The organism is Dokdonia sp., assembly GCF_039945015.1.
In the GTDB taxonomy this organism is placed as follows: Bacteria; Bacteroidota; Bacteroidia; order Flavobacteriales; family Flavobacteriaceae; genus Dokdonia.
On record NZ_JBDUXP010000012.1, the window covers coordinates 279,900 to 294,207 of the forward strand.

Here is a 14,308-nt window from a genome sequence, read left to right on the forward strand (position 1 = left end):
TTATTTGGTGACGGTCATTAATCCATTTGCAATTACAGACTTGATTTTAAACTTCATTGCTTTTTTAAGATCTCTATTGTTAGATTTTGTAATCTCTCTGTGATAATTCACTTCATTTACAACGCGCTTTACAGCATAGTCATAAAACTTACGAGTATAGGTACGTTTAAAATCAATCTCCCTATCTGTTGAGGTTTCCCAATCTGGTCTTGTAATAATGTCTTTTTCTATTTCTGAATAGAGCGAAGTGCCCTTAATAGGATAAGCTATTGTAATGGTAAAATGTGTTGGATTTGCATCCTTCAGGTATTGTACTGTAGTGTTTATATCTTCAAGATCTTCTCCAGGATACCCAAGCATAATAAAGGTGCCGGTCTCCATATCCATGGCGTTTGTTTTTTGAATGGCTTCTTTTACCACGTTTACATCAACGCGACGATCCATAGCGTCTATAATTTTTTGAGAACCACTTTCTGCACCTATCCAGATACGATAACATCCTGCTTCTTTTAAAAGCTGTAAGATGTCATCATTTAATCGTTCGGCTCTGGTGATACATTCAAAAGGGATCACAGCATCTTGTTTGATAACCTCTTCATGAAAAGCTGCTAGCCATTTGTGACTCACGGTAAATACATCGTCTACAAACCAGATAGAATCAGGTGCATAACTATCTTTGAGCATTTTTAATTCGGCTGCAACAAGACTGGCAGGTCTGCGTCTATAACTTTGACCATATACAGCAGTACTACACCATTTACAAGTATAAGGGCAACCTCGTTGTGTACTCACAGTCATAGAGCTCATACCATGATTGTCTTTCCAAGTTTTGAGATATTTTTCCATCGGAATAGCTTCTCTATTTGGAAGCGGTAATACCGATAAATCTTTCATTTTTACACGTGGTTTTGTTTTTGTAACCAACCCATCTTCCAGATAGGCAAGACCTGCGACTTGTGTAATATCAGTGTTGTTTAAAATAGCATCGTGTAGCTCTGCCATGGTTTCTTCTCCTTCGCCTATAACAAGATATTGAGCACCCGCATTAAGATAGTTTTCAAGATTATAACTTATGTCTGGTCCTCCAAGTACGATGGTTGGAAATCCATATTGAGCATCACTTTTTAGGATTTTCATAAGTTTGATGACTTCTACTTTTGTCATCAAATTAGAATAAATAGCAATAATATCAGGTTGTTTTTCTTTGATAAAAGCTAGCTGATCTTCTTTAGAATAAAAGGTAGTGTCAAAAAGATAGTTCTCTATGTTTTGGTCATTGAGATATCCAGAAATATAAAGCTGACCTAGCGGAGGGTAGGGCTTCATAATTTTATGCTCTTTCGGATCGTTAGAGAGATAGTATGCGTGTGTTAATAAAACGCTCATTTCTTTTCAAAGCTTATTAAAAAATGGTCTGCATATTTAGCCCAAAATGGATGTTGAAACCATGACTCTAAAGTAATCAAAAGCTTCATAAAACGAGGCTTGTTTTTAAAATAAGGTTCTAAATACGATGGGGGAATGGCAATTCCAATGGGTTTAATATGAATAGATTTTGTATACGCCCCTGCCTGCCGGCTAGGCAGGTTCGCGAAAGCGGTTATATCCTTTGGGTTATAATACCAAGTTGGAACTTGGACGCCTTCTACATTTGCATAGACAGCCTCTTTTGTGTTTCGCCGAAAGGCTTTTTGAAATTGAAACTTTAGCATAAAATAGAAACGTTCCCAAAGTGTATTCTTAGGCATAATCACCATAATAAGTTTCCCACGATCAGTAAGTAATGTTTCTGATGTTTTAAGAAAATCGCGCAGTTGTGTGCTTGATAAACAATTGAGCCCTCCAAAATTTGAAAAGATCACATCAAATTTTTGATCAAATGTCATTGGTGTAATGCTTGTGATATCTAATGCTTGGAAAGTAATCTTTGGATGTTTCTCTTTTGCTACTGTTAGCATTTCTTCAGAAATATCGGTTGCAATTACTTGATGCCCTTTCTGATGAAAATAGTTTGCATCTTTTCCTGTACCACAGTTTAATTCTAAAATATGTAGTGATTCTGTGGTGTTTATGCTCTCAGAAAGATATGCATATACACGATCACGTTGTGCTTTTCCTATACTAGAATGCGTGAAAATTGCATCGTAGTTTTGAGCGTGTATGTCAAAGTCATTACTCATGTATAGGTTGTTGTGCTATATCGCTACAAATATAAGTTTGTAATCACTTAATTACCCATTTGTATGTTGCATATTCTTTAAAACGACCTTGTCTATAAAAGCACTTGGAGTGTAGTAAAAATATAGCGCCATAGATCGTAATGTGGCTTTTGAGAGCGATAATGGATTTTTAAAGAAGGATTTAAAGTTGGCTATCGCTTGACTTTTTCTATATTCTTTATGTACGTATCGATGTAATTTTTTATAATATTCTGAGTTAAATGTTCCTTGAAACATCATAGCAAGGTCATCACTATCTGTCCAATTTGCTTTAAGTTGCAGGTCGTCTTTTACTTTTTCGTAAAATGGAGTTCCTGGTAAAGGATAGGATACAGAAATCCCTAGATTGTCGGGTAATAACTCTTTAATCATAGATACTGTTTTTGCAATATCTTCTTTGGTTTCTCCTAAGTATCCAAACTGAATAAAGAAAGCTACTTTGACCTGCTTCTTTTTTAAGAGTCGAGTTGCTTCATATATTTGCGCTACTTTGGTTTCTTTGTCCATAGCATCGAGAATCTTCTGAGAACCGCTTTCTGCGCCAACCCATACTTCTTTAAGACCACTTTGGGCAAGAGCTTCGATGGTATCTTCTTTTAAAAGTAAATCTACTCTGCTTTGTATATAATAAGTGATTTTAAGATTTTCTTTCTTTAACTCGGTATTAAAATTCTGAACCCAATTGGGTTTTAATCCAAAAATATCATCACACATCCAGAAATTAGTCACACCATATTGCTCTTTTAAAAACGCAATGTGTTTTGTAATATATTCTGGAGAATGCGAATTATAACGATTCCCATATATAGGTTTTGCGCACCAATTACATTTAAAAGGACATCCTCTGGTGGTTGCTATGTTTAATGTAAACTGTTTTCCGCTTTGTGCCCATACATCTTTATACGCATCTATATCTGCTAGATCCCAAGCAGGTTGAGGTAACTCGTCTAGATTGCGCAGTACAATACGTTTAGGGTGTTTTTTGGTCTCATTATCTTTTCTGTGTACAAGCCCATGAATGAGATCTATAGCTTCTTTGTTTTTTAATGCAAAGACAAGTTCTTTGAGTGTAATTTCTCCTTCTCCTTGTATGATGTAATCTGCACCCGCATCTAGGTATTGATCATATTGATCTGTGCTATCGCTACTGCATACAATGACTTGGCAATCGTATTTTTTTCCTAAGCCTATCATTTCAAAAGCAGCTTCTCGCATGGTGGTAAGACACATCTTGGTGAGATAATTAAATCCATCATCATACATGACTAAAAACTGAGGCTTTTGCTCTTGTATTTTGGATTCTATAGCATAGGGATCACTTCGCAAGTTTGTGTCAAACAAGTCTACGTTATACCCTTCTTGTCTCATTAATGATGCAGCATATAGCGTACCTAATGGTGGGTACGGAGTTTTGTTATCCCATTGTTTTTTGTCAAGAGGATAATAGTAAGAGTGAGAAAATAGGATATCAAGCATGTTCTTTACTTAGCGCAATATTATATTTGGTTTCGTAAGCGATATACTTTTCATTGAGTCGTGTAATGACTTTATGTTGGAAACCTTGAGGGTGGTGTTTTGATACACTCTTTGTAGATTTCATAGCGACATTAAATTGATCAGGATTCATCTCACTAAATTTTAACTCCCATTTTTTATAGGTGAGTTTTAAGAAAAATGTATCTAAGCGTTCTCCCATTTTTGAACGTAATATCTTTTCTGTGAGTCTTGTGATACTTGGTTTGTGGATTGGTTTTAATTCGCCTAATCCCTGACCAAAGTTTTTATTAGGAAACTTTGCGTATGCCCACGTATTAATATCGTAAAATCTTTTGAAACTACCATTACCATACATAGGTATTAGTGTGACAAGTTCTGTAGCTGTAAAGAGGTTTTTTTCTTCTATTTCTAGCGAGTTTTCGCTTATAAAATAATTGACACAGAAATATTTTTTAGAATTGAGCAAGAAAATTTTCTTATATAAGATAAGTAATGTTCTTGCTACCCATAGTCGCTGTTTACTTGTGATAATAAAAAAATCAATGTCTCCATCTTCATCAAAAAAGCCTTTGGATAATGCTCCAGAAATACCAACACCTTCTACAAAAGGAAACTTTGATATTAACCGAGACATGCGATCTGCTTTTTTAGCAATTTTACGAGCTCCTTCATTACCGGCTAACCTTCGCTCTATTTGTGTTGCATCATTCTCACACGAATAAAAATCTTTTATTTTATAAATAACACCACCCTCTACAAGTGATTTTAATTCTTGATGTACTGTGTTTGGATCTTTAGAATTTGAAAATGCAACGACTTCCTCTTTTGTAAGAGGGTATTTAAACAGAGAAAAATATAATAAAGGTTTGAGAGATGTCAATGGGATATAATTTATTTCTAAATTTTTCTTGTAAGAGTCTTGATTATATACGTTTACTTTCTATATAGGGACTTTCCATATATAAATATATAACGTGTTAAAAGCAGGAAATTACTGTTTATTTCTTTATTTTACAATAAGAAAGGAGTAAAGTAATACACTATTTATCATAGACGAAATGTCTATGTTTACCTTACGGATCGATATGCGTATTTGGCATTTTATACGTAAAGTAAGGTCACTCTTTGGTGGATACTATATATAGTAAACTTGTTTTATCCAGAAATATTATTTTTTACTTCCTAAGCTAAAGGCTCTAGATATATTAAACCCTAAGAATACATTTCCTTCTCCAAAATCACCTCTTGCTTGTCCTAAAAATCCGTTAGCAAAAATAGCTCGCGAGTTAGATGCGTGTATCTGAAATACATGGCCACCTGTTTCTATTTCTATACCTAGCGCTAGTGAATTTCTAAAATCAGAACCGCTTACTCTATTTAGGTGTATTCCATAATCTCCTATAAAAGCAAGTCTTTTTGTAAACTTAAAACGTCCTCCAATTCCGAGAGCAAATTGCGAATTATCTTGCCCATCTTCTCTTACCGTATTATCATGAAAGTGTGTTGGAATTAATTGTAATGATAACCAATCACTAAACTTTCTAGAAACCAATATTTGATTTGCATACCCTAAACGATCAACAAATGATACTGGAAATAAATCACCCAGTTCTGTGTCAATTGTAAAAAGATTATACCCTACAACTGTTACAGGTGATCCACCTTCTACTTGTTGTACAAGTCTATATTTTACTGCAGCATCATATGTTTTATTAAAACCTGAACGAGAGATTCCTACATTTAACCAATCGGTAACACCATAGACAAACTGTATACGCGCCGTAGCATCATCAAGTCCAATAAAATTATCTATTCCATCACTTAAATCTCCAAAACGGTGTGATATAATAAATTGTAGTTGTTTCTCTCCTACAAGTTTTGTAGACTCAAAGTTTACAATTTTAATGCCTTTAAAAACAGATGTTACTGGTTGTTTTTCGTCTGGCACTTCTTGTTCTAGTTCATCTAGTAAATCATCTTGAGCAATAGCGATTACTGGCAAGAATAATAGTAAGAATACTAATTTCTTCATGGGTAATGTTTGTTTATGTTGGTATGTGAGGTGGGGTTTTACTTACGTATCGTTGCTTGGTCTAATTTGACTTCTTCTAACAAGTTATCATACCCTATACATCTGGCTTTTATTTGTACAGGTGTGTTTATTTGATTAGAAGTTGGTGGTGTTTCGTTTTCGCTTAAAGCGAAAAAAATAACATGATCAACAACAACAGTATTTCCATCAATACTACTTAATGCGCCTTCTATCTCAATGGTTTTGTTTAAATATTTTGCAGTAGCTTCGGCTTCATTAACCTGAAATTCTTTAATAAAATTAGAAGCTTTTACTGTATACGCTGGTTTTTCTGACTGAATATCTCTGTGATCTTGATATATGTAATTATATCCTACTATGGCTACGATTGCAATAATTGCAATGGCAGAGAAAATTAGTTTTTTCTTTTTCATATCTCTAGATATTAGTTATCGCTTTTTTAAATTAAAGCTAGCTACAATATTGATTTTGTCAGAAATCTTTTCGCTTACAACACTTGGAATGTCAATATCAAAATCTTCTGGAGTTACCACAAAATTGGTGTTTACGTCTATAGTGTCTCCATTTTTTACGATAACAATAGCAGCGACTACTTTTTTTGTTTTCCCATGAATGGTAAGATCTCCTTCTACTTTATATTCTTTTTCTGAGTCGATATCTTTTATTGAAAAATCATTGACAACACCATTAAATGTTGCTTTAGGATATTTGTTGCTTTCCATGTAGTTTTCGTTAAAATGCTCTTCCATGAGCGCATTTCTAAAACGAAATCCTTTGATAAGTCCTAATACTGCTATTTTACCAGTGCTTACTTCTAAGATAGCTGTTGTAGTCTCGTTACTCGCTTTTACAGGTTCGAAGGCTTCTACAGAACCTTCAAAGTTTAATGTTCCAGTTTTTGTATAATATTTTTGTCCAAAGCTTTGTGCTATTATGGCAAAAAATAAGAGAAAGAAGATTGATTTTTTCATGATTAGCTATGTTTAATATTGTTGTTTTAATTTTCTAAAATGCCATTGTCTACCCAGTTTACAATATCTTCTATTATAATATCAGGAAGATTTCCGCTAGGAGGCATTGGGTTTGTCGTATCCATCATACGAGATAACATTCTTCCATTATTTGCTTCTATAAATGCAAACTCATATGCATCTAGTCTAACACCTGCTGTTTGCTCATTTATATTGTGACATTCCACACAAGAATTGTTTAATATTTCCATGGCACGATTTTCATACGTTACCACATCTATAGTATCATCAGCTGCTGCTGCTGCAAGCTCAGATATTGAGTTTGTTTCGCAACTTGTAAACCCAAAGGAGAATACTATAAGAAGACACCATATGGCCTTTATATTATTTCTTGTTGTATATACATTATGATTCATATATATTATGTTGCGTGTTTATGATTGTTTAATCTTAGTATGTTACAAATAACTTCTACTCTTGTCGGAATATAAAATTAAATAAGTTAAAAAGGAAAAAATGACTTTAAAACGGAAAGGATATATTGCCTTTATATCTTTAGTATATCACCTTTTATGCCTAAAAATAGAATCTACGTGTCATCGTATTATCTCAATAGGATATAAGTCAAACTATATCGGGAAATCTTACAATTTTAAAAATATAATATAAGTGACAATATATGAAAACTATTAAAAGAAATTTGTTTCTAATATAAGGTGTTATGTGCTTTTGTAGGGTTGGAGGAGTTTGGTTTACCTGAGGAATTTATGAATTTATTATGTAGCAAATATGTTCTTTACGGAGTTGAGGTAGTCTTTATACGTTTTCGCGTAAGCGTATTTAAAAATATCCTTATGATTAGATTTTTTTATATAAAGGAATTAATTCTTATTAAAGTGTGGAGATTGTTCTAAGGAAATATTGGTGATAAAATATTTTGTGTCTCCCCAGAAAAAAAATGTCCCAAAACGTTCTATATAAGTTACCTTAACGTACTTGCCTTGATAGTCTTTTAGCTTTTGGATGACATCTTCTTCCTTGTCTAAAACAGAAAAGCTAAAAATTTGTGCACCACTTATTCCTTGACTTATTTCACCTTCCCAAGTTTTTGCAATAGCGCCTTTGTAACTAAATTTAATTAACTCTCCAGAGCGCGTTCCTTCACTATAAGGTACATAGTATAGGAACGTATAATAGCTAGCCGCAAGAAGTGCGATAGAAAGTAAAAAAATGATCAGTACTTTTTTCATTGGTTCCGTATAAAGTAAATAAATCTAGGGATTACAAATATGCCTATTAATAGCCCTAGAATGATAGCAATAGATCCCATGTTTATATAAATTTCGTATTCATGCGATGTTTTAAATTCCCGTATAAAGCATGATATACGGCACCTATACCTACAATTAAAGGTGCTAAGCTAGCTGCTAAATATCGTATGGCAGTAACCCAATTTGATATTTTTATAAGTGTTTTAATCCTCAAGAACTTTGATGTCTTCTTCAGAAGCACGTTCTACTAGTTTTTCATTGAGGTGTTTTTTCTGTTTAATACCTAGTTTCTTAAGGCTCTCTACTTTCTTAATAAGATTCCCTTTACCAGTAAGTTTCTTCATGGTAACATCATAACTTCCTTGTACGGTACGTAACTGGTTTCCTACTTTGATAAGATCATCTGTAAGCAAGACAAACTGATCGTATAGACGCCCTGCCTGGATCGCAATTTCTAACGCATTTTGTTGTTGCTTCTCATTGTTCCACATGGTGTCTATGGTACGTAATGTAGCAAGTAAGGTGGATGGAGTGACAATCACGATGTTTTTTTCGAATGCTTGATTGTATAATTGGTTGTCTGTATTTACTGCAATTGCAAATGCTGGTTCTATAGGGATAAAGAGTAAGACGAAATCTGGACTTTCAACCTGATAAATATCTTGGTAGTTTTTATCGCTTAGTTGAGAAATATGACGTTTTAGAGAAGCTACATGTTCTTTAAGTGCTTGTTCTTTAAGTAAGTCATCTTCTTCATTTACAAAGCGTTCATATGCGCTTAGAGATACTTTACTATCTATAATCATGCGTTTGTTGGCAGGTAAATGTATCACCACATCTGGAAGAACACGATTTCCATCTTCTGTAGTAAAGCTTTGTTGTACAAAATACTCTCTATCTTTTTCAAGACCTGATTTTTCAAGAACACGCTCTAAAACAAGTTCGCCCCAATTTCCTTGTGCTTTGTTGTCACCCTTGAGGGCTTTTGTGAGGTTGTTTGCCTCTTGGCTCATTTTCTCATTAAGTGCGGTGAGTCCTTTAATTTGCTCTCGCAAGGATGAAGTTCTATCAATAGCTTCTTTGTTTGTTTCTTCTACACGACGTTCAAATTTTTCAATCTTTTCTTTAAAAGGTTTTAAAATCTCATCTAGATTCTGCTTGTTGCGATCTGTGATTTTATTGGAATTGTCGTGTATGATTTTGTCGGCAATGAGTTGGAATTCTTTGGTGAATTTCTCATTGAGTTTTTCCAGTTCTTCGCCTTTTTCAGAAAGGCGTTCTTCTAGATTTTGGAATTCTACATTACGTGCTGTGAGTTCGTTCTGGAAAAAGTCTTTCTCTTTACGGAGCGTATTCGCATCTTCGGCAGCTTCTTTACGGAAGGTTTCTAATTGGTCAACTGCTTCTTTACGGAGTGCGATTATTTGTGATTCCGCTTTCGCGAAAGCGTCCTTCGTTTCCCTTAATTGATTACTCTCAAGTTTAAGACGTTCTTGTAATCCACTAAATTCACCTTTCTTTTTAAGGTTGGAAATAAATAGACCAAGTACTGCTCCAATGATGATGCAGATAATCGCAATAAGAAAATATAGAAGTATTGGGTTCATGTAGTCCTGTAAAAGATCAAGTTTTGTAATGCGTTAAAATAGACATTAAAAATACAACTAAATTATAATGATGCATAGGATATGCTCTTAGATTACATATAAAATAGTATTACAATGAATCAAAGAATCTAACTACTTTAGGAAGATCAAACCGAATCGCCGTATCTTAAAATAAGCCTATCTAGGCAAGATTCTAATTAGTGTATCTTTCTTAAAACGATGAATCTGTTTGTGAGTTCAAGAATTTCAAACTTTTTTTCTTTTGCTATATACTCGATGGTTTCTGATTTATATATGAATATATGAGTTGGATCGTTTCGATAAAACCATGTCTTAAAATCAATAGTATCAGTATATAATAAAGTCATAATAAGCAATAGACCATTTGGTCTTAATAAGGACGTAAGTCGATCTATTTCTAGTTTTGGATTATTAAAATGCTCAAACACTTCACAACTAACGATATAGTCGTATGTTGTATTAAATATGTTTTGATTAGGAGCAAAGAATGGATCGTATGGGACTATGTCATATTTTTCCTTCTTTAGCATACTTGAAATAACAGGACCAGTACCACTTCCAAAATCTAATCCTTTATGTATAGGTAAGCAGGTGTCTAGCACATAACGAGTAATGGGCATTGTGAAGTTTTGATATCTAACATCTTGTACATCATTGTTGTGAGTTTCATAGTGCGCTTTTTCTTCGTCAGGAGTTAGGTAGTATTTTTTATTCTTTACAAGTGCTTTACAAGTATCACAATCATAGAAATAGATGTCTTTTTGGGTCCTTAGTGTCGAGTTGCAAAGGGGACAGATCATTTTAAATGTAGAGTTTGTTAGGTGTCTATAGAGTCTTGATGTATGCTTATCAAGAAGTTTTTACTTGAAAAAATGTATTATACAATATTACGAAGATCCAAATTTAATAGTCGAGTATACTACTGATGCCAAAAAGAAAAGAATAAGTGCAAGTACTACGATTCCTAAAAACTGCCATGTCTTTTCTGTTCCTGCATTAAAATAGCGATTGTTATATTTTGATTGTAGAATGTTGTTTATTTTGTCCTTTGCGCGATATCTTATCCAAAGGTATACCCACCCTATAATTGGATACATAATTCTTCCAGCCATGTATTACTTTTTTCTTTTTGTCTCTGCAATAATCACTCCGAAATCACCATCAAGTTGTTCCCACTGTTGGGATGGGAGGTAGGTACGAGATACAAAACCGTCTAGATATAATGCATTTTTGCAGCCTTTGTCTTTAAAGAAACAGGCAAAATCATAGAAATTTGTGGTCTCTTTAGACATCGCAAAGAGTAGATTGCCATTAGGTAAAATGCCCACGCCGTTTCTAATATGCACATTAGACGACCCTTCTGTAAATTTGGGATGGATAGCACCATCTATAAGTAACATAGGACCAGATTGTGTTGCGTATTTGATATCTGGTGATAGAGTGAAGCTTGTTGTGGGTGTAATAATCGCTTGATGGTGATTGGTAATGATGAAGATTCCATTAGGATGCAGATAAAAATTAGTACGTGCTCCCTTTTTGGTGTCAATAGGAGATTTAATAATCCCATTCTCAATATATAACCCTTGTGGGGATCGATCTTTAAGATACATCCCTCCATTCATAGCAAAGACAAGTTCTTTTTCTTCTTGTTGTAGACTGTTTTTTAGGTTTTGAAGACTTCCATAATTGTTGTCACTCTTGTCTTTCCAATAGAAATCTAGTTGTTGCGTACTGAGATCTACTTCATAACTCAAGAAATTGGAAGTACTTTGTGGAGAGGACTGAATACTAATAGGAGTGAGACTGATATAGGATATCAGGAGAAATAGTAATAGGATGTTTTTAAGAACGCTCATGTTTTAAAAGTACATAATTCTTAAAAAGGAGAGAAGAAAATAAGTAATCAAAAAAAGATGTATTCATTTTTAAAGATATAGCACTCCGTATTTTTACGCGTTCTCTAAATCTAGTAGTATTACCTGTAATTCTTTATATATATCAATGGAGATTTACTCAGTACTGATATCGAGTCAGAAACTTATGTAATACTAATTTTTAAACAGGTTATTTATGGAAATATTTGATGAATTTTCGCCTATTGAGCAAGCTGCGATGGAGCAATCTCCAGCCAGTGAAACTGATGTACGCTATAATTTTATAGGTGTTAGTAGTTTTATAGATGATATCGCAGAAGGAATTGGAGATATCGTAGAAGGAGTAGGTGAAGTTGCAGAAAATATTGGAGACCATGTTGTTGCTGCAGGAGAAGGTGCTGTTAATGATTTTGTAGAAATTGGCGAAAATGTAGCTGCGGTTGCCGAAGGTGCAGCTGGAGTAGTAGAAGCTGTTGCTGGAGGAGTTGTAATAGATCGCGTTTTTACAAAAAGACAAATAGAACTATTAAAGAGCACACATCAAGAATGCTCTGTTGATGAACTTATCAATTTAAGAAGTAGCTTAATGAAAGCTACTAGCATGAAAAAATAATATACTATGATCCTATCAGATATCTTTTATATGCTTTATTGTTGAATATCTAAAGGTTTAATTACTAGTTAACACTAGTTATGTATGTAATATCCTGTGCTTAAAGAAATTCTTTGAGTACAGGATATTTTATTTCCATATAAGGAAATGTTTTTATGATGTATGATACACATCTTGTATAAAGTATTATGTGCTTGAGATAAGACCTCTTTATTAAGTATACATCTTTTAAGGTTTGATTATGGGTATCGCGTAGAAAGAACCCGTATATACAACGGATTTTAAAACCCGTTGTATATACTTTTAATTTAAGAATAATAACCAAAGACCTTTGATACTTACTGATCAGTAAGTCATTTATTATTAACCTTTTAAATAATTTTTTTATGGAAAATCTCAATGAATTTTCATTTATTGAACAAGCCGCAATGGAGCAATCTCCAGCACATGAAACTGACGTACGTCATAACTTTGTGGAAGCGAGTAGTTTTATAGATGATATTGCAAATGCAGTAGAAAATGCAGCTGATGATGTAGGTCATGCAGTAGAAAATGTTGCTACAGGTGTAGCACACGCAACAGTAGGAGCTGTTAAGGCTGTAACTCCAGAAACTCCTGATGTAGCCGAAGTAACTATTGATGTGGCTGCAGCTGCAGGAGGAATTGTAGTAGACCATGTTTTTACAAAAGAACATGCTACGTTACTAAAAAGTGTAAATCAAGAATGCTCTATTGATGAGCTTATCGACTTGAGATGCAGCTTAATCAAAGCTAATAGAATGCAAAAATAATACCCTATAAACCTATCAAGATATCTTTATGTTTTTTATTGTGGGATGTCTAAGGTTTTGGTTATTAGCTAGCGCTATTTGCTACTGTAATACCCTGCGCCTAAAGAAGCTCTTTGGGCGTATGGATTATTCTCTACCTCTACAACGGTGGAGATGTAGGATTTAATGGTATATGTCTAGATACATTGTTAATTTACCTAAGATGACAATGCAAGTTTTTTGTATGAACACACATGATGATACAAGTCGTAATTGCTCACGATTGAGTTTATATCATTTTTTTGAATGTACATTTTCTAAGTTTTACTATGGATATCGCATAAAAATAACCCGTATATACCACGGGTTTTTAAAACCGTGGTTTACACTTTAAAATTAATAGAATTAACTAATGATATTTATTGTTACTGATTCAGTATTCAATTTAATATTAACTTTTTAAACAATTTTTTATGGAAAGATTTGATGAATTCTCATCTATTGAGCAAGCTGCTATGGAGCAATCTCCAGCCCATGAAACTGATGTACGCCATAACTTTATGGAAGCTAGCAGTTTTATTGGTGATGTTGTTCATGCAGTAGAAAAAACGGCTAACGATGTTGGTCATGCTGTAGTAGATCACGCAAAAGAAGCGATAGAAGTTACTGGTAAAGTCGTTCAAGTAGTAACGCCAGAAACTCCTGAAGCAGAGGAAGCTACAGCAGTAACTGTCGAGGCAGCTGCAGGAGGTGTAGTTGTAGATGGTGTTTTTACTAAACACCATGTTGAACTATTAAGAAGTATCGATCAAGAATGTTCTGTTGATCAACTTATCGACTTGAGAAGTAGTTTAATTAAGGCTAATAGAATGCTAAAATAATACGTTATGAACCTATCAGATATCTTTACATACTTTATTGTCGGATGCCTGGGGTTTTGGCTATTAGCTAGTGCTATTTGTCAATTTAATATCCTGCGTCTAGAGACTTTCTTTAGACGTATGGATTATTTTTCCCTACTTCCTCGCTGGTCATTTTTTGCTCCTAATCCTGGTGTTACAGATTATCACCTGTTATATAGAGATAAAGACAAAGAAAATGAATGTGGACGCTGGAAAGAGCTCCCAATTGCTAGCAAACGAACATTATTAGGAGCCATATGGAATCCTAAAAAAAGATCTAAAAAAGCATTGTCAGATGCTGTTCAAACGATCGTAAGATCTTCAGATAAGCTAAAAGCTAGTGAGTTTAAAACCTCTATTTGTTATATAGCTTTGGTAAATTTTATTTCTTCTTTCCCACGGAAGGAAGATGGTAACACTACTCAGTTTATGATCATGGAATCGTATGGTCATTTCCCAGATAAAGGGCCAAAAATGTTATTTAGATCAGAATTTCATAAAATATAAGTA

Annotated in this window: 17 protein-coding genes; 4 read left to right on the plus strand and 13 right to left on the minus strand. The window is 33.9% G+C overall.

Annotation, left to right across the window (positions count from 1 at the left end):
• The 13 genes from ABJD27_RS10215 to ABJD27_RS10275 all read right to left on the minus strand — a co-directional run bounded on the left by ABJD27_RS10215 (position 1) and on the right by ABJD27_RS10275 (position 11,495).
• The gene (locus ABJD27_RS10215) at positions 1-1,386 is read right to left on the minus strand and encodes a radical SAM protein (RefSeq protein WP_348162663.1); all 1,386 of its coding nucleotides are present in this window, start codon (positions 1,384-1,386) and stop codon (positions 1-3) included.
• Entirely contained in the window at positions 1,383-2,180 is a 798-nt protein-coding gene (locus ABJD27_RS10220; protein WP_348162660.1) for a class I SAM-dependent methyltransferase, read from the minus strand. Before ABJD27_RS10220 ends, ABJD27_RS10215 begins: the two co-directional genes overlap by 4 nt.
• Before the next feature lie 51 nt (positions 2,181-2,231).
• Positions 2,232-3,695, minus strand: a complete 1,464-nt coding sequence (locus ABJD27_RS10225) for a radical SAM protein (protein ID WP_348162657.1) — start codon at positions 3,693-3,695, stop codon at positions 2,232-2,234.
• Entirely contained in the window at positions 3,688-4,596 is a 909-nt protein-coding gene (locus tag ABJD27_RS10230; RefSeq protein WP_348162654.1) for a nucleotidyltransferase domain-containing protein, read from the minus strand. The genes ABJD27_RS10225 and ABJD27_RS10230 overlap by 8 nt, the downstream gene beginning before the upstream one ends.
• A gap of 288 nt (positions 4,597-4,884) precedes the next feature.
• Entirely contained in the window at positions 4,885-5,748 is an 864-nt protein-coding gene (locus tag ABJD27_RS10235; RefSeq protein WP_348162651.1) for a DUF5777 family beta-barrel protein, read from the minus strand.
• Positions 5,749-5,786: 38 nt separating this feature from the next.
• Positions 5,787-6,182: a hypothetical protein gene (locus tag ABJD27_RS10240; protein WP_348162648.1), complete on the minus strand. Its 396-nt coding sequence runs from the start codon at positions 6,180-6,182 to the stop codon at positions 5,787-5,789.
• A gap of 15 nt (positions 6,183-6,197) precedes the next feature.
• Positions 6,198-6,740 (minus strand): YceI family protein, encoded by a 543-nt coding sequence (locus tag ABJD27_RS10245; RefSeq protein ID WP_348162645.1) that lies wholly within the window; start codon positions 6,738-6,740, stop codon positions 6,198-6,200.
• A 26-nt stretch (positions 6,741-6,766) separates the two neighbouring features.
• A complete protein-coding gene (locus tag ABJD27_RS10250) occupies positions 6,767-7,156 on the minus strand; it encodes a c-type cytochrome domain-containing protein (RefSeq protein ID WP_348162642.1) in 390 nt (129 codons plus the stop codon).
• Positions 7,157-7,621: 465 nt separating this feature from the next.
• On the minus strand, positions 7,622-7,990 hold the full coding sequence (locus ABJD27_RS10255; protein ID WP_348162640.1) for a 6-phosphogluconate dehydrogenase: 369 nt from the start codon (positions 7,988-7,990) through the stop codon (positions 7,622-7,624).
• A 224-nt stretch (positions 7,991-8,214) separates the two neighbouring features.
• The gene (gene rmuC, locus ABJD27_RS10260; RefSeq protein WP_348162638.1) at positions 8,215-9,618 is read right to left on the minus strand and encodes a DNA recombination protein RmuC; all 1,404 of its coding nucleotides are present in this window, start codon (positions 9,616-9,618) and stop codon (positions 8,215-8,217) included.
• Between the two features lie 197 nt (positions 9,619-9,815).
• On the minus strand, positions 9,816-10,439 hold the full coding sequence (locus tag ABJD27_RS10265; RefSeq protein WP_348162636.1) for a class I SAM-dependent methyltransferase: 624 nt from the start codon (positions 10,437-10,439) through the stop codon (positions 9,816-9,818).
• Between the two features lie 87 nt (positions 10,440-10,526).
• Positions 10,527-10,751, minus strand: coding sequence for a hypothetical protein (locus ABJD27_RS10270; protein ID WP_348162634.1), 225 nt, complete (start codon positions 10,749-10,751; stop codon positions 10,527-10,529).
• A gap of 3 nt (positions 10,752-10,754) precedes the next feature.
• The gene (locus tag ABJD27_RS10275; protein WP_348162632.1) at positions 10,755-11,495 is read right to left on the minus strand and encodes a phosphodiester glycosidase family protein; all 741 of its coding nucleotides are present in this window, start codon (positions 11,493-11,495) and stop codon (positions 10,755-10,757) included.
• Between the two features lie 214 nt (positions 11,496-11,709).
• Here ABJD27_RS10275 and ABJD27_RS10280 point away from each other — a divergent pair, with 214 nt between their 5' ends.
• The 4 genes from ABJD27_RS10280 to ABJD27_RS10295 all read left to right on the plus strand — a co-directional run bounded on the left by ABJD27_RS10280 (position 11,710) and on the right by ABJD27_RS10295 (position 14,305).
• Positions 11,710-12,126, plus strand: coding sequence for a hypothetical protein (locus ABJD27_RS10280; protein WP_348162630.1), 417 nt, complete (start codon positions 11,710-11,712; stop codon positions 12,124-12,126).
• A 386-nt stretch (positions 12,127-12,512) separates the two neighbouring features.
• A complete protein-coding gene (locus tag ABJD27_RS10285; RefSeq protein ID WP_348162629.1) occupies positions 12,513-12,917 on the plus strand; it encodes a hypothetical protein in 405 nt (134 codons plus the stop codon).
• 452 nt (positions 12,918-13,369) lie between these two features.
• The gene (locus ABJD27_RS10290) at positions 13,370-13,777 is read left to right on the plus strand and encodes a hypothetical protein (RefSeq protein WP_348162628.1); all 408 of its coding nucleotides are present in this window, start codon (positions 13,370-13,372) and stop codon (positions 13,775-13,777) included.
• 6 nt (positions 13,778-13,783) lie between these two features.
• Entirely contained in the window at positions 13,784-14,305 is a 522-nt protein-coding gene (locus ABJD27_RS10295; RefSeq protein ID WP_348162626.1) for a hypothetical protein, read from the plus strand.
• Positions 14,306-14,308: the final 3 nt, after the last annotated feature.

Bases quoted from the DNA above. Each gene is read 5' to 3' on its own strand.
- ABJD27_RS10265 (WP_348162636.1), bottom strand. From the start codon at position 10,439: ATGATCTGTCCCCTTTGCAACTCGACACTAAGGACCCAAAAAGACATC.
- ABJD27_RS10235 (WP_348162651.1), bottom strand. From the start codon at position 5,748: ATGAAGAAATTAGTATTCTTACTATTATTCTTGCCAGTAATCGCTATT.
- ABJD27_RS10250 (WP_348162642.1), bottom strand. From the start codon at position 7,156: ATGAATCATAATGTATATACAACAAGAAATAATATAAAGGCCATATGG.
- ABJD27_RS10295 (WP_348162626.1), top strand. From the start codon at position 13,784: ATGAACCTATCAGATATCTTTACATACTTTATTGTCGGATGCCTGGGG.
- ABJD27_RS10270 (WP_348162634.1), bottom strand. From the start codon at position 10,751: ATGGCTGGAAGAATTATGTATCCAATTATAGGGTGGGTATACCTTTGG.
- ABJD27_RS10285 (WP_348162629.1), top strand. From the start codon at position 12,513: ATGGAAAATCTCAATGAATTTTCATTTATTGAACAAGCCGCAATGGAG.
- ABJD27_RS10280 (WP_348162630.1), top strand. From the start codon at position 11,710: ATGGAAATATTTGATGAATTTTCGCCTATTGAGCAAGCTGCGATGGAG.
- ABJD27_RS10240 (WP_348162648.1), bottom strand. From the start codon at position 6,182: ATGAAAAAGAAAAAACTAATTTTCTCTGCCATTGCAATTATTGCAATC.
- ABJD27_RS10255 (WP_348162640.1), bottom strand. From the start codon at position 7,990: ATGAAAAAAGTACTGATCATTTTTTTACTTTCTATCGCACTTCTTGCG.
- ABJD27_RS10225 (WP_348162657.1), bottom strand. From the start codon at position 3,695: ATGCTTGATATCCTATTTTCTCACTCTTACTATTATCCTCTTGACAAA.
- rmuC (WP_348162638.1), bottom strand. From the start codon at position 9,618: ATGAACCCAATACTTCTATATTTTCTTATTGCGATTATCTGCATCATC.
- ABJD27_RS10290 (WP_348162628.1), top strand. From the start codon at position 13,370: ATGGAAAGATTTGATGAATTCTCATCTATTGAGCAAGCTGCTATGGAG.
- ABJD27_RS10275 (WP_348162632.1), bottom strand. From the start codon at position 11,495: ATGAGCGTTCTTAAAAACATCCTATTACTATTTCTCCTGATATCCTAT.
- ABJD27_RS10215 (WP_348162663.1), bottom strand. From the start codon at position 1,386: ATGAGCGTTTTATTAACACACGCATACTATCTCTCTAACGATCCGAAA.
- ABJD27_RS10220 (WP_348162660.1), bottom strand. From the start codon at position 2,180: ATGAGTAATGACTTTGACATACACGCTCAAAACTACGATGCAATTTTC.
- ABJD27_RS10245 (WP_348162645.1), bottom strand. From the start codon at position 6,740: ATGAAAAAATCAATCTTCTTTCTCTTATTTTTTGCCATAATAGCACAA.